The 19,857-nt window shown below is 63.4% G+C and carries 17 protein-coding genes; 9 read left to right on the top strand and 8 right to left on the bottom strand.

Translation table 11 applies throughout. From position 1 onward, the window contains the following. Positions 1-38: 38 nt before the first annotated feature. From ACR9WD_RS14590 to ACR9WD_RS14580, 3 genes are all read right to left on the bottom strand, one after another. On the bottom strand, positions 39-2,285 hold the full coding sequence (locus ACR9WD_RS14590; protein ID WP_434922316.1) for a heavy metal translocating P-type ATPase: 2,247 nt from the start codon (positions 2,283-2,285) through the stop codon (positions 39-41). A 63-nt stretch (positions 2,286-2,348) separates the two neighbouring features. Then, a complete protein-coding gene (locus tag ACR9WD_RS14585) occupies positions 2,349-2,663 on the bottom strand; it encodes a heavy-metal-associated domain-containing protein (protein ID WP_083515604.1) in 315 nt (104 codons plus the stop codon). A 60-nt stretch (positions 2,664-2,723) separates the two neighbouring features. Then, positions 2,724-2,975: a metal-sensitive transcriptional regulator gene (locus ACR9WD_RS14580; RefSeq protein WP_434922315.1), complete on the bottom strand. Its 252-nt coding sequence runs from the start codon at positions 2,973-2,975 to the stop codon at positions 2,724-2,726. 174 nt (positions 2,976-3,149) lie between these two features. Between ACR9WD_RS14580 and ACR9WD_RS14575 the strand changes: the two genes are divergently transcribed. Together ACR9WD_RS14575 and ACR9WD_RS14570 are read left to right on the top strand one after the other, a co-directional pair. Beyond that, positions 3,150-4,292: a lipid II:glycine glycyltransferase FemX gene (locus ACR9WD_RS14575; RefSeq protein ID WP_121867478.1), complete on the top strand. Its 1,143-nt coding sequence runs from the start codon at positions 3,150-3,152 to the stop codon at positions 4,290-4,292. A 13-nt stretch (positions 4,293-4,305) separates the two neighbouring features. Further along, the gene (locus tag ACR9WD_RS14570; protein ID WP_038993102.1) at positions 4,306-5,580 is read left to right on the top strand and encodes a carbamoyl-phosphate synthase; all 1,275 of its coding nucleotides are present in this window, start codon (positions 4,306-4,308) and stop codon (positions 5,578-5,580) included. A 24-nt stretch (positions 5,581-5,604) separates the two neighbouring features. Here the strand turns inward: ACR9WD_RS14570 and ACR9WD_RS14565 are convergent, their stop codons facing one another. Further along, positions 5,605-7,029: a DUF4232 domain-containing protein gene (locus ACR9WD_RS14565; protein ID WP_434922314.1), complete on the bottom strand. Its 1,425-nt coding sequence runs from the start codon at positions 7,027-7,029 to the stop codon at positions 5,605-5,607. Between the two features lie 109 nt (positions 7,030-7,138). On the opposite strand from ACR9WD_RS14565, the gene ACR9WD_RS14560 reads away from it, so the two are divergent. From ACR9WD_RS14560 to ACR9WD_RS14545, 4 genes are all read left to right on the top strand, one after another. Further along, entirely contained in the window at positions 7,139-7,597 is a 459-nt protein-coding gene (locus ACR9WD_RS14560) for a GatB/YqeY domain-containing protein (protein WP_066142085.1), read from the top strand. Positions 7,598-8,026: 429 nt separating this feature from the next. After that, a complete protein-coding gene (locus ACR9WD_RS14555) occupies positions 8,027-8,368 on the top strand; it encodes a YciI family protein (protein WP_190264071.1) in 342 nt (113 codons plus the stop codon). 458 nt (positions 8,369-8,826) lie between these two features. Beyond that, positions 8,827-9,480, top strand: a complete 654-nt coding sequence (locus ACR9WD_RS14550) for a dihydrofolate reductase family protein (RefSeq protein ID WP_434922313.1) — start codon at positions 8,827-8,829, stop codon at positions 9,478-9,480. A gap of 403 nt (positions 9,481-9,883) precedes the next feature. Beyond that, entirely contained in the window at positions 9,884-11,128 is a 1,245-nt protein-coding gene (locus ACR9WD_RS14545; protein WP_434922312.1) for a CynX/NimT family MFS transporter, read from the top strand. Here the strand turns inward: ACR9WD_RS14545 and ACR9WD_RS14540 are convergent. Next, a complete protein-coding gene (locus tag ACR9WD_RS14540) occupies positions 11,125-11,889 on the bottom strand; it encodes a DUF2786 domain-containing protein (RefSeq protein WP_162989359.1) in 765 nt (254 codons plus the stop codon). The two genes, ACR9WD_RS14545 and ACR9WD_RS14540, sit on opposite strands and share 4 nt — an antisense overlap. 409 nt (positions 11,890-12,298) lie before the next feature. Further along, a complete protein-coding gene (locus ACR9WD_RS14535) occupies positions 12,299-12,964 on the bottom strand; it encodes an IclR family transcriptional regulator (RefSeq protein ID WP_038993108.1) in 666 nt (221 codons plus the stop codon). Positions 12,965-13,131: 167 nt separating this feature from the next. On the opposite strand from ACR9WD_RS14535, the gene ACR9WD_RS14530 reads away from it, so the two are divergent. The 3 genes from ACR9WD_RS14530 (at position 13,132) to ACR9WD_RS14520 (ending at position 16,777) form a co-directional block, all read left to right on the top strand. After that, positions 13,132-15,030: an FAD-dependent monooxygenase gene (locus ACR9WD_RS14530; protein ID WP_434922311.1), complete on the top strand. Its 1,899-nt coding sequence runs from the start codon at positions 13,132-13,134 to the stop codon at positions 15,028-15,030. A 114-nt stretch (positions 15,031-15,144) separates the two neighbouring features. Beyond that, entirely contained in the window at positions 15,145-15,861 is a 717-nt protein-coding gene (locus tag ACR9WD_RS14525) for an AAA family ATPase (protein WP_434922310.1), read from the top strand. 88 nt (positions 15,862-15,949) lie between these two features. Continuing rightward, a complete protein-coding gene (locus tag ACR9WD_RS14520) occupies positions 15,950-16,777 on the top strand; it encodes a PspA/IM30 family protein (protein ID WP_434922309.1) in 828 nt (275 codons plus the stop codon). A gap of 135 nt (positions 16,778-16,912) precedes the next feature. Here the strand turns inward: ACR9WD_RS14520 and ACR9WD_RS14515 are convergent, their stop codons facing one another. Together ACR9WD_RS14515 and ACR9WD_RS14510 are read right to left on the bottom strand one after the other, a co-directional pair. Then, a complete protein-coding gene (locus ACR9WD_RS14515) occupies positions 16,913-18,397 on the bottom strand; it encodes a mannitol dehydrogenase family protein (protein ID WP_434922308.1) in 1,485 nt (494 codons plus the stop codon). A 39-nt stretch (positions 18,398-18,436) separates the two neighbouring features. Continuing rightward, entirely contained in the window at positions 18,437-19,768 is a 1,332-nt protein-coding gene (locus ACR9WD_RS14510; protein WP_149597422.1) for an MFS transporter, read from the bottom strand. Positions 19,769-19,857 lie beyond the last annotated feature (89 nt).

The following is a 19,857-nucleotide window of genomic DNA, read 5'->3' as shown; positions in this document are numbered from 1 at the left end:
CTTGCGCGGCACGCCCCATGAGTTGTACCTAGTTCCTGCTATTGCTTTCCGAAACGGCGCAGCCGCAGCGAGTTCAGCACCACCAGCACGGAGCTGGCGGCCATGGCGGCTCCGGCGATCATCGGGTTCAGCAGGCCCAGGGCCGCCACCGGGATGCCGGCGGTGTTGTAGGCGAAGGCCCAGAACAGGTTCATCTTGATCGTGGACAGGGTCTTGGCCGACAGGTCGATTGCCTGTGTCACCTGGTGCAGGTCATTGCCCATCAAGGTAATGTCGGCTGCCTCGATGGCCACGTCGGTGCCCGAGCCCATCGCGATGCCCAGGTCCGCTTGGGCCAGTGCCGGCGCATCGTTCACGCCGTCGCCCACCATGGCCACGACCTTGCCCTGCTCCTGCAGCGTGCTGATCGCTTTGGCCTTGTCGGCAGGGAAGACGCCGGCGAAGACATCTTCTTCCTTGATGCCAACCTGCCCGGCCACCTCGGCGGCCACCGACTTGTTGTCGCCGGTCAGCAGCACGACGCGCAGGCCGCGTTCCTGCAGTTCGGCAATGGCCTTCGCGGAGCTGTCCTTGATCTTGTCTGCCACAGAGATCACTGCCTGGAACTGCTGGTCCACCGCGACCAGGATGGCGGTCGCGCCGGCCTGTTCGGCCTCGTGGAGCATCTGCCGGGCGGATTCGTCCAGCATGACGCCCTGGGATTCGAGCCATGAGGGGCGCCCGACGACCACCAGCTGGGTGCCTACGGTGCCCTTCACGCCGCCGCCTGGCTCCGCATGGAAGCCGGTGACCTCGGCCAGCGGGGCCTGGGCGGACGCCGCGGCGGCGATGGCCTGGGCGATGGGGTGCTCGGAGTGGTGCTCCACGGCTCCGGCCAGCGCCAGTGCGGTGGCCTCGTCGACGCCATCGACGGTGCGGGTTCCGGTGTGCGCCATGACGCCGGTGGTGACGGTGCCGGTCTTGTCCAGCACGATGGTGTCCAGCTTGCGGGTGTCTTCCAGAACCTGGGGTCCGCGGATCAGGATGCCCATTTGGGCGCCGCGGCCGGTGCCGACCAGCAGGCCGATCGGGGTGGCCAGGCCCAGGGCGCAGGGGCAGGCGATGACCAGCACGGCGACGGCTGCGACGAAGGCCGCGTAGGTATCACCGGTGACCAGCCACCAGGTGAGGAAGGTGAGCACGGCGATGCCCAGCACGATCGGCACGAAGACCGCCGAGATGCGGTCAGCCAGCCGTGCGATCGGGGCCTTGCCGGACTGGGCTTCCGAAACCAGCCGGCCCATCTGGGCCAGCGTGGTGTCCGAACCGACGCGGGTGGCCTCGACGACCAGCCGCCCGGAGGTGTTCAGCGTCGCACCGGTGACGTTGGTTCCGGGCTGTGCCTTCTGCGGCACCGATTCGCCGGTGATCAGCGAGGTGTCGATGGCGCTGGTGCCGGAGATGACCACGCCGTCGGTGGCGACCTTCTCACCCGGACGCACCACGAAGTGCTCCCCGATGCGCACCTGGTCGGCCGGGATCTTCACTTCCTGGCCCTCGCGCAGCACGGTGGCGTGCTTGGCGCCCAGGTTCAGCAGCGACTTGAGCGCATCGGAGGCCGAGGACTTGGCTCGGTGCTCAAGATAGCGCCCGAGCAGCAGCAGTGTGGCCACCACGCCTGCGGTCTCGAAGTACAGCTGGTGCTCGCTCATGGCCATGCCGGTATGGGCGGTCATCTGCGGATCGAGGAACAGCTGGATGGCGGAGAACAGGTAGGCGGCCAGCACGCCCAGCGACACCAGCGTGTCCATGGTGGAGGCCAGGTGACGCGCGTTGATTGCGGCCGCCTTGTGGAATGGCCAGGCGCCGTAGAGCACCACGGGGGTGGCCAGTGCGAAGGCTACCCAGCCCCAGTGCGGGAACTGGGCGGCCGGAACCATCGAGATGATGAACAGCGGAATGGTGAAGACCGCGGAGACCACCAGCCGGCGCAGCAGGTGGTTGGGCACCAGATGCTCGTGGCCGCCGTGCTCATGCTCTTCGTGGTGCACGGGGGCCTTGGCCTCGGGCTTCAACGAGGCGCCGTAGCCGGCGGCCTTGACCGTGCTGATCAGCTCGTCATCGCTGATCCCCGCGGGGACCTGGACCTTGGCGCTTTCCAACGGGAGGTTGACCGAAGCGGTCACCCCGGGCAGCTTGCCCAGCTTGCGCTCTACGCGGCCCACGCAGGAGGCGCAGGTCATGCCCTGGATGTCCAGGTCTACGGTGCGCAATTCGGGGGAGTGGGTGGGGGTTTCGGAAGTCATGATGAAAATACCTTGAACTTTCCCGCCGCCGGCGGCGGCGCGGGTGCCTGTGCCGTGCGGTGGCTAGGCGTTGATGGCTTCGACGGTGTAGCCTGCCTCGTCGATAGCCTGGCGAATGGAATCCTCGGCGAGCGCCGAGGCGGAAGTGACCTTCACGGTGGAGATTCCCTGTGCGTCCAGTGCGACGTCCACGGAATCAACCCCGGCGATCTCCTTGAGTTCTTCGGTGACCGAAGCGACGCAGTGCCCACAGGTCATGCCCGAGACCTTGATTTCGGTCTGGGTCGGGGCCGCGGCGATGTCGGTGCGCGGCTGGATCTGCAGGCCCTGGTTGGAGTTCTTTTCCGAGGAGCATCCGCAGTTGCAGTTGTGGCTCATGATCTTGCTCTCTTTCGATGAATTCTGTGTGAATTGGAAAATTGGTGCGTGGGCGCGGGCTTAGCGCACCAGGCGGGATATGGCGGCCGTGGCCTCGGCAATCTTGTCTTGCACGATGGACGGGTCGCCCTGCTCGATGGAGGACTTGGCCGCATCAACCACGCAGCGGCCGATGTGGTCATCGATGAGCTGCACGCTGACCTTGTGCAATGCCGCGTTGATGGCGGAGATCTGGGTCAGGATGTCGATGCAGTACTTGTCGTCATCTACCATCTTGGCCACTCCGCGCACCTGGCCCTCAATGCGCTTCAAACGTCGTTCCAGAGCGCTTTTGTCCGCGTGGTAGCCGTGGTGCTCGGCTGTTTCATGTGGCGTGTGGTTGGTATCCATACTTCGATAATACCCCCTAGGGGTATTAAGTCAAGTACCCCCTGGGGGTATCTTGCGTCCCCCAATCCGGCAGGGAAGCACGGTAGGATTTCACCCGTGAGCCACAACGAACTTCATGTGCGTCCGATATCCGGTACCGAGCACTCAGCATTCCTTGAGACCGCCCACGACGTCAGCTTCCTGCAGCGTCCCGAATGGGCTCAGGTCAAGGGCGGCTGGAGGGGTGAATCCCTCGGCTTCTTCGAGGAAGACGAACTGGTAGGAGCCGCACTGGTGCTGCATCGTGTGGCCCCGGTCATCAAGAAGACCCTTGCCTACCTGCCCGATGGCCCGGTTATCGACTTCGGTGCCTACGCACCGGCAGCGGTCATCCGCCCGCTGGCCTCCTACCTCAAGAACCGTGGCGCCTTCCAGCTGAAAATGGGCCCGGGGCTTGCAGTACGCACCTGGGGTGCCGCCGCCGTGCGCAAGAACCTGGGCAAGGAAGGCTTCACCCAGCTGAAGGACCTGGAAACCAAGAGCACGTCGAGCACCGCACTGGCACTGAATGACGCGCTGCTGGACCTCGGATTCACCAAAGAAGACGTGGGCCTGGACTTCGCCGCTGGCCAGCCAGAATACGTGGCCCGCGTGGCACTGCAGGATGAGCAGGGCAACCAGCTGGATAGCGAGCAGGTCATGGCCAGCTACTCCTCGACAACCCGCAACGAGACCCGCAAGGCGCTGAAGAGCACCCTGGAAATCGAGATCGGCGAAACCAAGGACATGGCACGCTTTCATGCCCTGTACAACCACACCGCCGACCGCCAGGAGTTCACCGGCCGCCCGCTGAGCTACTTCGAGAAGATGCACACCGTGCTCAACGAAGCGGTGCCGGGCTCCTGCACCCTGTACCTTGCCAGCAATGAAGGCGTGGACCTCGCGGCCGCCATTGTCATCCGCTCCTCGAACCTTGCCTGGTACCTGTACGGAGCCTCCTCCTCGGAGCAGCGCAAGCTGTTCGCCCCGAAGGCGATCATGCACCATATGGTCAGCGACTCCATCGAGGCCGGCTGCCGCTACCTGGACCAGGGCGGCGTGAGCGCAACCCTGGACAAGGAGCACCACCTCTCCGGGCTGACCAAGTTCAAGACCAACACCGGCTGCGACATCGTGCAGACCAACGGCGAATGGGACCTTGCGCTGAACAAGCCGCTGGCCTGGGCCTTCGAAAAGTACATGAACTGGCGCAAGAAGTAGGGAAAGCACCACTGTGGCAATCGATCCAACCCAGCCCTTTGTCCCCGTCATCCTCGGCGGAGATATCGGCACCTACACCCTGGCGCGCGAATTCTACGAGGCCTACGGCGTGCGCTCGGTAGTCCTGCCGGCCGCCGGCAACGGCGTCATCGAGCACTCGGTCGCCATCGAGCTGCGCCCCATCGGATCCATGGCCGACGAGGGACGCGTGGTCGCGGCCCTGGCCGAGCTGGCCGATGAGCTGAAAGCCGCGGGGGACCGGCCGCTGATGCTCTTCGGCTCGCTGGACTTCCACATCATGCTGATCGCCAAGCACCGCGCGCAGCTGGAAGGCCAGTACGTCATCCCGTACCCCGAGCTGGAAACCATCGAGGGGGCGGCGCTGAAGGAGAACTTCTACGCGCTCGCCGAGAAGCTGGGCATCGCCCACCCGCGCACGGCCGTGTACTACCCTGGATCCGAGCTGGAATCCCTGGTTGGCTCCTTCGACTACCCGGTCATCGGCAAGCCCTCGAGCTCCGCGGCGTGGATTGCCGCCAAGTTCGAAGGCAAGCAGAAGATCCACACCATCAACAGCCGTGCGGAGCTTGAAGCGCTGCTGGCAAAGATCGATGGCAGCGGCTACGACGCGGGCTACATCCTGCAGGAATACATTCCCGGCGGCGATGACGCGATGCGCCTGTGCACCTACTTCGCCACCCAGGAAGAAAAGGTCATCTTCGCAGGCTACGGCGAAGTGGTGATCGAGGAGCACGCCCCGCTGGTGCTGGGCAACTCCGCCGCCATCGTCACCGGCCGAAACGACCAAATGGCCGCGGATGGAGCCCGCATGCTCGAGGAGCTGGGCTGGCGCGGGATCGCTATGATCGATGCCAAATACGACCACCGCGATGGCCAGATCAAATTCTTCGAGATCAACCCGCGCCTGGGCCGCAACCACTTCTACCTGACCGCGGCCGGGGTGAACCCTGCCCGTTTCTACGTCACCGAGTTCCTCGGCGCGCAGTTCGACAATTCAGACCCGGAAACGGACGCCGTGGTGGAGACCGGGGCAGGGGTGCTGCAACTGTCGCGCCAGCGGCTGTTCACCGTGCTGCCGCACCATCTGCTGCGCCGCTTCTTCGATAGCGATACCGGACGCAAGGCCGAGGGGCTGCTCAAGGCCGGCAAGGTGTCGAACCCGTTGAAGTTCTCCGCCGAGAAGCACCCACGCCGCAAGCTCTACCTGCTGCTGAACGCGGTCAACCACTACCGCAAGTACAAGGCATTCCCGCCACGCGAGCAGTAGGCAACCTCGCCTAGGGCCTAGGGCCTAGGGCCTTGGCCGGGCAGGGGATTGCTGGGCGAAAGCGCCGGATGGAACTGTCCACCCGTCGCGGGCCTGGACCCACGGGCTCTGCGTGATCCGCGCGCCATCCAGGATGTCAAGGGTTGTGGGCTGGCCATCGATGGCCGGTGCGAGCTCGACCGGCGTTATGCCCTTGGCAACGGCAATGCCCAGCGCAACGGTTTCATCCGGATCCAGGGATGTCGACATGGCATTCCACTCCAAAGTCGAGATCACCGCCTCGCCCGCAGGGATGGCAACGCGCTCAAGCAGGATGCCCGGATCGGGCTGCAACTCGACATCCGGTTGGGCTTCCCCATCCGCATTGAGGAAAGCGATCTGCGGGTAGGAGCGCAGCGCGCACGGGCCGGCAGAAGTGTTCTTGGCAAACACCGGCAGGTACCGGGAACCGGCAGCCGCGTCAGGTGTTCCCAAAGCAATGTCCAGCTCATCCTCCGCACACCATGGGGCCGACGGGTCTTGGGACCAGCTGGTGACGTTATCGGGAAGAACCACCGGTCGGGGAATCAGCCATTCGGGTTTCTTGCCGCCAACCCAGCCTTCGGCAAGGACCTCGTATCCAGCCGAGAACAGCTTGTAGGGCATGGCCTCGTCAAATGCTTCATGCTGCTCCAGCCACACGTGGGTTTCCTGCTCGGCTGCTGCTGGCGCCTGGTTGCCAAGGGTCAGGTTCAACCCGGAATTATCAATGCTGGCGTTCTGGAAGATCCCCCGCTTGGCTGCATCGGCAAGGAGCTGGAGCTCGGACATATCGGTGCGATCCGTGGCCGAATAGCGCACGCTGTGATCGGCGAGGACCAGCTCGGCCGGGTGCTTGGCTTGGGCCGTGAATTCTCCCAGCTTCAGCAGCTGCTCCAGATTGTCCGCCGTGGCCGAGCCATTGATCACGCTGGCCGCGCCATGGTGGCGCAGGCCGAAGGCGAAGGCTGCCTTCTCGCCAAGCAAGGCAGGTTTCGCTTGTTCGTCAGCGGCGGCGGGGGAGATAATTTCGTTGATTTCCAACGGGTAGGCCTTGGTCTTCGACCCCTGGATTTTCCGCGAGGGGCCGGCAACGAAAGACAGGTGGATTTCATTCATGTCCAGCGCCGGGGCTCCGGCCTGGATGTCTTGGGCCATCTGGGTGACGGCTTCTCTGGCTTGCCCGGGGGCGAGCTGATCTGAGAGCTCGAATCGCACGTCAACTGACAACTCCGGTGCGGCCAAGGCATCGCGCTCCGACACCCTGGAGGACACCTGGGAGCCCAAGACGCCATCTCGATCCGCGACGGTTGCCAGGAAATCGCACACGTCATCGGGAGCATCGCAGGAGTCCCATGGTTTCCAGACCATCAGGAGAACTGCGATCAGCGCCAGCGCGGCAACGATGGCGCCAGCGCGCAGTGGTTTCATCTGGTTACTGTATCAAAAGCGTGTCCGTGCATCCGGGATGGCCCAGTGGAAAACAGCGTGGAAGCTATGCGAGTAAAATTTCAAGCACACGAAGTGAAAGGCAGTTCCCATGAGTTTGAAAGATCGCCTGCGCGATGACAGCATCGTCCACCTGAAGGCCGGCAACGAGCTGGAGAAGACGACCCTGCGCAATATCCTCAGCGCCATCGGCACCAAGGAGAAATCCGGGAAGAACCCCACGGAACTGAACGACCAGGACGTGGAGAACCTGCTGCGCAAGGAAGTCAGCAACCGCGAGGAAACCGCTGCCCTGGCTGCCAAGGACGGGCGTGCCGAACACGCCGAACGCGAGCTGGCCGAAGCCGCCTTCATCTCCACCTACCTGCCGAAGGCGCTGGGCGAAGCAGAAGCCCAAGAGGTTGTCGACCGCGTCATGGCGGAACTGGCCGCCGACCACGAGCTGACCATGAAGGACATGGGCCAGGCAATGAAGCTGGTTGGCGCCGAAATCGCTGGCCGCTTCGACGGCAAGGCGCTCTCGCAGATGGTGCGCGCCAAGCTGGGCTAGTTCCAATGCCGTTTAGTTAATCCTTTGCCCCGACTGCCAACAACTCACCAGCATCCATGATCTCGATGCCGAGCGTTGCCTTGGCCGACAGGGCACGTGGCTTGATGCGTCTGGCTTGGTACTTCGAGCTCTCCCGCTTCACCGTTCTGGACCGGGTGCGCAACCTGTGCGATGGCAGCGACGGCGCCAGCGGCTGCTGGCGCCGCAGGCCACCAATCCCAGAACCCTGGCTTGGGGTATCCGCTACTGCCGTGCAGGCCGGACAGCTGACAGCATGTGAGCAGGATCTGTATGGCGTCCGGCACGGTCAGGGCACCGAGACGCAGTTCCCTGAATGCCGCCGGTGGTGCTGGACGGGTAGCACATCCTTTCCTCGGATGCTGTGACGGGAGTAGCCTGCAACTACCGGGTCGCAGAGTAGGAGCGCTCATGCCGCAGTACATTATCTACTTCAACCAACAGTGGGTTGGGGAACATAGCGAGCAATGGTTCAGCGAACGTGGCCCGCTAGCCATGGCGGTCGTGGAGGAAATCCGCACCGCTGGCGAGTACGTTTGTGCCGGAGGCGTCGACGAAGACCTCGATAATGCCATCACCGCCGACGCCACCAGTGGAACTCTGGAAATCACCGACGGCCCCTTTGCACGCGCGGAACAATACATCGGCGGGCTTACTATCGTCGATGTCGCCGATGAAGCTCGGGCCCGTTACTGGGCGGGACGAATTGCGGAAGCGTGCGGCTGGCCGCAGGTGGCGCGCCGTCTCTATTGATAGTGTCGGCTGCTTCATACCACTCGATGTTCGCCGGCGTGAAAACACTTCTTGCCCAGTCGTTCCCCCGGACACAGCCATTGAGCAATGGGAATCGGCCGTTTCTGCCCTCTGAGATCCATATGGTTCTCTGAGCCGGGATCAAGGCGTCGAAGCTATGAGGGAGTTGGCTCAAGCATGCCCGGCCTCAGATGGACGCGCCGCTTTTTAGCTGGATGGCATGCACGATTCGACGGGATTTGAATCCGAAGCAGGCGGAGACACGGATTGAGCTGCTACGTCAATAGGTTCCGGCCTCGGGGTTCATTTGTGGTTCACTAGAAGCCGCTCATGTCGGTAGCAATCATTCCCTAGATATTGAATTCAAGATCGGCACGATCTTAAACTGGGTCCACCTTCCCGAACCGGCGATCGTCCGCCCGCCGGCAGACACCACCGAACCCGATATTGGAGTTGTCATGGCCAAAGTCTGCGTCAACAATCTCTTCATTTCACTCGACGGCTTTGCTGCCGGAGAATTCGTCACCTTCGACCAGCCGATCGGGGACGCACAAGCCCTGTTCTCATACTTCGACGGACGAGTGATCGAGGGTGTTCACCAGATCAATGACGCGGTCACCGCTGACCGAGCCTTGTTCGCAATGTGGGGTCAGGGCATAGGCGCAGAGATCATGGGCCGAAAGAAATTCGGCCCGCAGTCAGGACCGTGGCCCTCAGATGGTTGGCGAGGCTGTTGGGGAGACGAGCCGCCGTTTAAAACCCCGTGCTTTGTCCTCACCCATCATCCACGCGCTCCCATCAACTTCGACAACGGTACGAGTTTCCATTTCATTGACGCCGCACCAGAGGCAGCCTTCGAAATGGCAACAGTTGCCGCAAACGGCAGAAATATCCGTATCGGTGGTGGACCCTCTACTGTCAAGCAGTTTCTTGCGGCCGGCCTCATCGACTTCATGCACCTAGTCATTGTCCCTGTCACCTTGGGCCGTGGAGTCTCACTATGGGACGGTCTGGAAGGTCTCGAAAAGGACTTCACGGTCGAATCCGTCACCACGGCGAGCGGACTGACTCACCAGCTGTGGAACCGCCGCGTCGAGGGTTCAAGCGCATGAAGCGTTGAGCCAAGACGCCAGCTCGCTAGGCCGCGGGCTTCCTCCATGATTCAATGGCCTGCATTCGCCATTGCTCACGGCGGTCCAAACAATGGCGGATCAACGTGTCTGGCGACGCTACCTGGATGAGTCCGTCAAAACGAGCGTCTTCGAGGGCAATCAAGAAAAGTTCTCCCTGAACCCAAAGTCTGCGATGACAGCCTAATATCTTGCACAGAAGTGAGTCCGATTTCTCGCTGGAAATCTAAGTGGCCACGGTTCATGCTTAGCTAATCGGCAATGGGCTAGCCTCATAGGATTTCCACGCGCGACGAGGCCGTCCCGTTTTCCGGGGCGGCCTTTTAGCGTAGTGAAGGCAACGGATATGGGATCCGTGAATTGAAGCCGATAGTCTGTGGATATCATGCCTGACTTCCCGAAAAACCACGCCACCCTATCCAAGGGGTTTGGCGCCTTGCTGATCCTCGCGATCATCCTGGCCTCGCTGAATCTGCGGCCGGCCGTCACCTCCCTGGGATCGCTGCTCGATCTGGTGATCGAGGACCTGCAGATGAATGGGTTCGTGGCCGGAATGATCACCGGCATCCCCCCGTTGTGCTTTGCGCTGATGGGCCCCTTGGCTCCGCGGCTGGCGGGCAAGCGCGGCCCGGAACTGGTGGTGGCCGCGGCCATGGCAGCCGTGCTGCTGGGCATCGCCCTGCGCGCGGTCGCGCCGGGGACCGGGTTCTTCCTGCTGTGCACCGCTTTGGCTCTGGCCGGCATCGCGGTCGGCAATATCCTGATGCCGGTGCTGGTCAAGCGCTGGTTCCCGGGAAAGATCGGGATTGTCACCGGCGCCTACACCACGGCGGTCGCCTTGGGCGCGTCCGGGGTGGCTGGGATTGCCGTGCCGGTGAACCAGATGCTTGGCGGGAACTGGCGCCTGGGCCTGGGCTTCTGGGCAATCTTGGCATTGCTGGCCCTGATGCTGTGGCTGCTGGTGTACTTCGGCATGCGCAACCAGATCGCGGCCCAGCAGCAGCTGGCCGGCAGCTCAACTGACCGAGCCGGCATCGGGCCGATGCGCAAGAATGCCACCGCATGGTGGGTGGCGTTGTTCTTCGGCGGCCAGTCCGCCGTCGCCTATATCTTCATGGGGTGGCTGCCCAAGATCTTCATCGACTTCGGAGTCTCTCCCGCGTTTGCCGGATCCCTGCTGGCGATCCTGCTGGGCGTGGGTGTCCCATTGTCCTTCGTGATGCCAGCGCTGGCTGCCAAATTCTCCAACCAGACTCCATTGGTGATCTTCAACGGCGCCGTGGGCATCATCGCGATCATCGGCATGCTGCTCGCTCCGGTCCAGGGCGCAGTGCTCTGGGCGGTGCTGCTGGGCATTTGCGGTTCGAACTTCCCGCTGGCGCTGACCATGATCGGCTTGAAGGCCCGCACCGCCGCCGGGGTGTCGAAGCTGTCCACCTTCGGCCAATCGGCCGGCTACCTGATGGCCTTTCCCGGTCCGTTCCTGGTCGGGGTGCTCCATGAAACCTCGGGTTCATGGGTTGCCCCGATCTGGCTGATCGCCGGCCTGATTGTCTTCCAAACCCTGGTTGGCATCATGGCCGGGCGTCCGCGCTACATCGAGGACACCCAGCTTCGGGAAGTGCGCTAGCTGGCGACCTCGCCCGGAGAGGCCGAGTCGACGTGCTTGCCGAAGCCGAGATCCGCCTGGAATCCTGCCACGCGTCCGGCCAATGAGGCGTTGGCGCTCCCGGAGGCGGCGCGGTTCCTGCTGCGGCGCAGGAACGGGTAGTTGCTGCTGACGTAGTCGTCCACCTGCTCCTTGCGGCTGGCCAGCACCAGTTCGGTCCCGCTGCCGTTGTGCACGCTTTCTTCCTGGTACAGGGCGGCGATGCGCGAGGCGACCTGCAGGTAGAAGCTGCGCTGGAATTCGCGGCGCTCGATGGTCTTCTCCGAGTCGGTGTACCAGTTCGTGTAGAGCCTTCCCTCCTGCGCCCACCAGTGGGCCATGGCGGCGGTGGCCTGGACCACCAGGGAAGCGAACAGGTTCTTGACCGTGGCGACATCCGATTCGTGGCCGATGATGTACAGCCTGCACGAGTTCGAGTAGTTGCTTTGCAGCATCGACACCGTGCGGAAAGCCCGACCCACCGCGGACAGTCCGTCGCGCTGGCCCAGCCGGTAGACGCCGCGCATATCGAAGTGCTCCTCGATGATGGGTTCCTTCTTCTTGCCCCGGTCGGCCGAATCCGCGTCCAGCTCGGCGCGGCCGATGCCGTAGCGCACCATGAGCCGTTCGGCATGCTCCTGGAACGCCTGCGCTTCATGCGGGAAATTGGTGTTCTCCGCCTTGTTCAGCAACAGGGTGATGCGTTCTTTCAAGCGGTGCAGCTTCTGCTCTGAGGTGCTCATGGCTTCTTCCTTGGTAGCGGTCCTGCGGTGGTGAAACGGTGCTCTCCGGTTCTCTGCCCTAGTTTGCCACGAGGTGGCCGAGCCTGCTGGCGGGGCTGTGGGTAACCGCTTGCGGCAGACCCTAGCCGGTTGCGCGTTCCGCGCGTAGAGTGAAGGCACCAAGCAGGTCCAGCAGGCCGTGAACCTCGCTTCGCGGCTGGTCATCGGGAGGTTGTGATGGGTGATTTTCGGGCATACACCATGGAAGAGCGGTCCACGTACCTGGCTCCTTCGTGCGAGCGCTGCGGGCAGCATCGCCACGTCGTGTGGGAACAGGTAGAGGGAACCGACACCTACCTTCCACGCGATGCAGGGTGCTCCAATGAGGCTTGTACCGCGTAGCTAGCGCAGTCAGCCAGCCGGCGCCGCGTCAGGAGCGGACGCCAAGGCTTGCCGAGATGCGCGCCGACGCGGCCGCGAGCACGTCAGCAATATGGTTGCGGTCGCGTTCCAGTGGCGGGTAGATCACGGCAATGGCCGCTGGCTTGCCCTGCGGAAGCAGCAGCGGAACGGCAATCGAGGTCAGCCCCGGGATCACTTCGTCATGGCTGAATTCGAAATCCTTGGCCGGATATTCGTCGGGATTGAGCATGGAGCGGATGACCCGTCCCGGTGCCCCGTTGTCGATGGGATGGCGGGTGCCCGGGCGCTGGGCCACGGTGGCATCGGCCAGCCGGGGTTCGGCGGTGCTCAGCGTGACAGCCGCTTCACCGTCGAAGACCACCAGAAGCGCGGTCATCTGCAGCTCATCGGAGATGGTGGCCAAATGCGGTGCGGCCGCGGCCTGCAGGGACTTGGCGACATTGCGTGCCAGCGCGCCCAGGCGTGCTCCCAATTCAAGCTCGCCTGCCGGGTTGCGTTCCACGAAACCGTACTGCTCGAAGGTCTTGACCAGCCGGTAGGCCATGGAGCGGTGCACGCCCAGCAGCCCTGCGAGTTCCGAGACGCTCAGCGGCGCCGCGGATTCCCCGATCAGGGTCAGTGCTTCTAGCCCGCGACCCAGGGTCTGCGAACCGCCTTCGGTGGTTTTGCTCATGATCCAATCATTTCATCTGGCATGCGCGGATGCTTCCCGCGCTGTTCCCGGTGTGACGTAGGTCTTGCCTCCAGCCTACGTGAAAGCTACGATTGTTTCTATAGTTACAACAGTGTCGCAACTATAGAGACAGAAGAGGGTCGCGGCACAGCACAAGGAGTCAGATAATGCAGATTCACCACAGGGGATACGTCTCCGGAGACCCGCGCGTCAAGGAAGCCGCCGGCTACGGTATCAACCGCGCCGAGGAAATCCCCGATGAAATGGATGTGCTGATCGTTGGTACCGGTCCGGCCGCCGCCGTGGTGACCGCGCAGCTCTCTCGCTTCCCGAGCATCAACGCCCGCGCCATCGAGATGCGCCCGGGCCGCCTGGAAGTGGGCCAGGCCGACGGCATCCAGGCCCGCTCGGTGGAGACCTTCCAGGCCTTCGGCTTCGCCAATGAAGTCATCGAAGAGGCTTACCGCAATGTGGAGATGTGCTTCTGGACCCCGGACCCGGAAAACCCTGCGAACATCAAGCGCCACTCCCGCGCCGCTGACGACTCCACCGGGATGAGCGAATTCCCGCACATCTACGTGAACCAGTCGCGCATCCTCGACTATTTCCTGCGCGACGCCGAACGCGCGCCGGGCAAGATCACCCCGGACTACGGCGTGGAATTCCTGGACTGCGAGATCGACCCGTCGGCCGAATACCCGGTCACCGCGCACATCAAGTACGTTGCCGGGGAACGCGCCGGCGAAGAACGCACCGTGAAGGCCAAGTACCTGGTCGGCGGCGACGGGGCGCGCAGCCAGGTGCGCCGCTCGCTGGGCCACAAGCTGCACGGCGATGCCGCGCTGCACGCCTGGGGCGTCATGGACGTCATGGTCAACACGGACTTCCCGGACATCCAGGTCAAATGCTCCATCCAGTCCCACGACCAGGGCAATATCCTGCTCATCCCTCGCGAAGGCGGCTACCTGGTCCGCTTCTACGTGGACCTGGGCGAAACCACCGCGGAAGACGCCGGCGCCATCCGCAGCACCCCGGTTGAGCAGATCGTGGACACCGCCAACCGCATCATCCACCCGTACACCATGGACGTGAAGAACGTCGCCTGGTTCTCCGTCTACGAGGTGGCGCACCGCATCACCGACGGTTTCGACGACGTCCCCGACGAGGAGCGCGGCACCCGCAGTCCGCACGCCTTCATCATGGGCGATGCCTGCCACACCCACTCGGCCAAGGCCGGCCAGGGCATGAACGTGTCCATCCAGGACGGCTTCAACCTGGGCTGGAAGCTGGCCGCCGTGCTCGAGGGCCGTGCCCCCGAAGCACTGCTTGACACCTACGCCGAGGAGCGCAAAGTCATCGCGCAGAACCTGATCGACTTCGACAAGGAATGGTCCACGCTGATGGCCAAGTCCGTCGAGGACTGGACCGATCCGGACGAGCTGGAGAAGTACTACACCCAGACCATGGAATTCCCTGCCGGGTTCATGACCCAGTACAGCGCATCGCAGATCACCACCGGCACCGAGCACCAGGATCTGGCCCCCGGCTTCCCGGTGGGCAAGCGCTTCAAGTCCGCCGAGGTCATCCGCCGCTCGGATAACCGCTGGCGCCACCTGGGCCACTTCCACGAGGCCGACGGCCGCTGGCGCGTCTACGTCTTCGCCGATGCCGCCGCCCCGGCGCTGGAAGGCACCAAGATGGCGGACTTCGCCACCTGGTGGGCCGAGGACGCTTCTTCGCCACGCAACCTGTACACCCCGGCCGGCGGGGACGAGGATGCGGTCTTCGACACCAAGGCGATCTACCAGCAGGACTACACCGAGGTGGAGCTGCACGACGTGCCCAAGGCCTTCCAGCCGCTGAAGGTCCCGTACGGCCTGCACGACATCAACCAGGTGTTCGCCGCCGGCCACGGCCGCGACATCTTCCGCGACCGCGAGATCAGCGCCGACGGCGCCATCGTGTTGGTCCGCCCGGACCAGTACGTCGCCGGCATCTTCCCGCTGGATGCCCGTGATGAGATCGCCGGATTCTTCGCCGGGAACATGCTCCCGGTCAACCGCTAGGAAACCGCCTGGCCCCGGTGGCCGCACCCTGCTCATGCAGTGGCGCGGCCCCGGGGCGCCCAGTGCTGTTCTGCGGGTGCCGGGCTGTCGCGGGCTGCTGATAGCCTCAGATTCATGAGCGCACCTTTCGACACGTTGCCGGTTCGCCGGATCACCGAGCATCCCAAGGCACCCATGGATCGCTCGGACTGGGCCGCCCGGATCCCGGCCGTGCGCCAGCTGCTGGACGAGGGGCTGGAACTAGGCCAGCTGACTGTGCTGGTCGGCGAGAACGGCGCCGGAAAATCGACGCTTGTCGAAGCAATCGCCGCGGCTTTCGGGCTGAATGCCGAGGGTGGAACCAACCACAGCATGCACCAGACGCAGTCCACCGAATCCGGGCTGTCCTCGCATCTGCAATTGGAACGCGGAGCCGGGGCATCCAAGGCAGGAGTGTTCCTGCGCGCGGAAACCATGCATGGGCACTTCGCCTACTTGGGATCCATTGGTTCGCACGGAAAGCACAATTTCCAGAGCCATGGAGAGTCCTTCATTGAGTTCTTCACCGAGCGCTCATCCGTGAACGGGTTGTGGGTCTTCGACGAAGCCGAGTCCGCGCTGTCCTTCAACGGCTGCCTGATGCTGCTCTCGCATATTGCCGACCTGCTGCGTGCCGGGTCCCAGGTGATCCTCTCTACCCACTCGCCAATTCTCGCTTCCCTTCCGGAGGCGAAAATCTGTGAAATCGGGGAATGGGGAATCCGCGAATCGGGCTATGACGACTTGGACATGGTGCGCAATTGGCGGCTTTTCCTGGACGCCCCGGGCCGGTACCTGCGCCATTTAACGTAGGCAGTTTCCCGACGCAGAAGGATCTCTGGTTAGAGCGCCACCGCTAATTCCCCTAAGCTTTAAGCAACGGAAGACGAAGGGACGCACTATGGCCAAGAAGCGCTCAATTTGGGCTCGAATTTTCGGTATCGGCAAGGCTAACGCCAACGCTGCCTTGGATGCCCTGGAGGATCCGAAGAAGATGCTGGACCAAACGGTCCGCGATTACACCAACAACATTGCCCAGGCCGAGCAAGCAGTCGCCCAGACCATCGGCAACCTGCGCATGGCCGAAGACGACCACGCCAAGTTCCTGCAGGAAGCCAAGGACTGGGGCGGCAAGGCGCTGGCCGCTTCGAACAAGGCCGATGAATATGCCGCCGCCGGCGATTCCGCCAACCAGCAGAAGTTCAACCAGCTGGCCACCGTGGCGATTCAGCGCCAGATGGACGCCGAGAAGCGCGCCAAGAACCTGGAATCCACCATCACCACCCAACGCGAAGTCGTGGACAAGCTGAAGGCCGGCCTGAACACCATGCAGACCAAGCGCCAGGAACTGGTGGCCAAGCGCGATGAGCTGGTAGCCCGCGCCCGCAATGCCAAGACCCAGAACCAGATGATGGACACCCTCAAGGCCCTGGACATCAACGACCCGACCAGCGAGATCAGCCGCTTCGAGCAGAAGATCCGCCAGGACGAAGCCAAGGTCCGCGGTGCGCAGGAACTGGCAGCATCCTCCCTTGATGCGCAGTTCGCTCAGCTCGACGACCTCGGTGCGGCCACCGAAGTCGATGCGCGCTTGGCGGCATTGAAGGCCAGCAACGCTCCGCAGGACATCCTGGAAGAAGCCGACGGCGCCGCGCAGATCGAAACCGGCGAACCGCAGGTTTCCGAGATCGAAGCACGCCTGGCCGCGCTGAAGAAGCAGCAAGGCTGACGGCGCCGCTGGGCAGGTAGTTGATCGGCCAGGCCAATTCCCCGTCGGAATTGCCCCGCAGCAGGCTGGCAGCACTTCTTGCCAACGAGCGAAAGGGACAGCTTCTCGTGAGAGAAGCTGTCCCTTTCTGCGTTATCAGGCGGAGAGCTCGGCGCCCATGATCGCTTCCAAGGTCTTCGATGCGCCGTGGGCGTGCAAGGAGTCCAGCGCCCGCAGGTAGGGCGCGGTGAATCGCTCGTCTTCCACCAGATCCCCGAAGAGGTCGCGCTGGCGGAGGAAGGCCAGGGGGTCCTCGGCCTGGCACGCTGCCGCGGCGCGCACCTGATCGGCCAGGCGGTCCACCACCTCAATCGGCTCGCCGTTTTCATCGACGCCTTCGGCGTAGCGCGCCCAGCTGGCAACGATCGCGGCGGACAGGGCCACCTCGCCTCCAGTGGCGAGGTTTTCGCGAATTACCGGCACCAGCCACTTCGGGATGCGGTCTGAGGAATCGGCGCACAGCCGTGCAATGGTATCTGCCACATGCTCGTTGCTGTAGCGGGCGATGAGCTTGTTTTGATAGGCATCCAGATCCACGCCGGGCAGGGGGCGCAAGGTCGGCTCTGCCTCGGTCTTCATGTAGCGCAGAAGGAATTGCGCGAACAGCGGGTTGCGGGCCGCATCGTGCACGGCACGGTAGCCGGCCAGGTGCCCGAAGTAGCACAGGCCCTGGTGGGTGGCGTTCAGCAGACGCAGCTTCATCAGCTCGTAGGGGACCACGTCATCTACCAGCTGGACCCCGGCCTCCTCGAAAGGTGGCCGGCCGCTGGTGAACTTGTCCTCCAGGACCCATTGCGCGAAGTCCTCGCAGACCACCGGCCAAGCATCGTCGATGCCATAGCGTTCTGAAACCTCGGCGCGATCGGCCTCGGTCGTCACCGGGGTGATGCGGTCCACCATGGAGTTGGGGAACGGGACATGCCGCTGAACCCAAGCGCCGAACTCCCGGTCAGACGCGGAGGCGAAGGCGCCGAACATCTTGCGTGCGACCTCGCCGTTGCCCTGGATGTTGTCGCAGCTCATCACGGTGAACGGAGCAATGCCCCGTTCGCGGCGCAGCTTCAGAGCCGCGCAGATCAGCCCGAAGGTGGTCCGCGGCTGATCGGGGTTGCCCAGGTCATCGAGGATGGCCTGATTTTGCTGGTCGAACTCGCCGGTGACCGGGTTGACGTTGTAGCCGCCCTCGGTGACGGTCAAGGACACGATGCGGATCTGCGGGTCTGCCAGCTGCTCAATGGCCCGCTGCAGGTCATCCGGGGCGTAGATGAAGTCCAGGATGGAACCAATGACGCGGCCCTCGACGCTGCCGTCGGGGTTCTTCACCATGAGGGTGTACAGCCCGTCGCTCTCGGCAAGGACATCGCGCATGCGCGCATCCGAAGGCATGACGCCCATGCCGATGATGCCCCAGTCAAGGGCCTTTCCCTCGTTCATGAGCTGATCGAGGTACATTGCCTGGTGCGCTCGATGGAATCCGCCTACTCCGAAGTGCACGATGCCTGCGCGCAGCTGGCTGCGGTCGTAGCGGGGGAGTTCGGCGTCGGTCTGGAGGTTGGCCAGTGCGTTGTTGGACAGTTTCACGGTTTCACAACTCCTAGGAAGTGGGAGGTCGGGGGATGCTTAGGCGCGCTGGGCGGCTTCGCTGAGTGGCGCAGCTTCCGCACGGGGCTGGGTTCCGCGTAGGCTATGGGACATCAGGGCTGCCACGAGGTAGAGGGCCGCGAAGAGGTACACCATGCCGGCAGCGCCCAGCAGGTTGTAGAGCAGGGCGACCAGCAGTGGACCGGCGAAGACTGCAGCACCGATGCCCAAGTTGTAGGAAGCCATGGCAGCGCCGGGGTTCTGCGGCGCGAGGGAGACCGCGATGGCTGACAGCGGCACGAATCCGGCCAGTCCAATGCCGAACACTGCACCGCACAACAAGGTCAGTCCGTAGGCGAAGTCCAGGCCGTTGTCCACGGCCCATGCCGGCACCAGGTAGAGCGAGAGCATGGAGATGGCGCACAGCACCGCACCGAACCACACCACGGTTTTGGACCAGCCGAGCTTGTCGCCCAGCGCCCCGAAGACCAGGTTGAAGGGGATGTTCACTGCGTAGATCACCGTGGTCAGGATGAGGAACTGGCCAACACTCCAGCCGAACCGGTCAACGAACAATGCCGGGAAGAAGATTGCCATGCCGTAGGTTGGCACGGAGTTAATGGTGCGGGTGAGCATCACCATCATGGCCTTGCGGTTGGTGACCAGCAGGCGCAAGCCGAAGCTCATGGTCTGCCAGACCTGTTCGGGGTTGTCGACCAGCGGCGCGCGTCCGGTTTTCTCCTTGACTCCGATCAGGGCTACCGCGGCACCGATGACCACCAGGGCCAAGGACAGCCACAGGGTCTGGTAGTAGCCCAACCCGAACAAATCGATGGATGCGCTGGCGGTCAGTGCACCCAGCGTTGGCAAGCCGGAACTGAAGGCCACGTAGAACCAGCCGATGGCCACCGCCAGGCGCTTGGCATTCGCCGTCGCGGAGATCCACACCAGGAAACCGTACGCGAAGAACGGATAACCGAAACCGCGCAAGCCGTAGGTGATGAAGACCAGCGCGGTGCTGGACGAGTTCAGTGCAACCCCGAGGAACAGCACTTCGAACACGATCCACGTGGCTGCGCCGATCAGCATGACCTTGCGCGGGCCCCATAGATCCGAGAGCGAAGCGGACAGGAATGCGGCCGCGGCCACCGCTACGCCGTAGACCGTGACCAGGGTGCCGGCCAGCGGGATGGAGAAGCCGTGCTCGCCGGTCAGGTACGGCGCGAGGATATTGGTTTCGACGCCATCGCCGATCATGAAGATCATCAGGCCGACGAATCCCCACAGCAGGGGACGGGGCAATCCCATTCGATCCAGCAAGGATTCCCGGGGCGAAACGCCTCCCGGTGCGGTGGACTGGGGGATGGACATCGTATGCGCTCCTTTGCGGCCGGACTGCCTTCTCTGCTTTGTGCTGGAATCAATCTAACACCAAAAAACACAAACTCAACATGAAAAGT

The sequence above is a fragment of the Glutamicibacter sp. PAEs-4 genome (assembly GCF_051161755.1).
Classification (GTDB): Bacteria; Actinomycetota; Actinomycetes; order Actinomycetales; family Micrococcaceae; genus Glutamicibacter; species Glutamicibacter nicotianae.
This window is presented reverse-complemented; position numbering and strand designations above follow the sequence as displayed.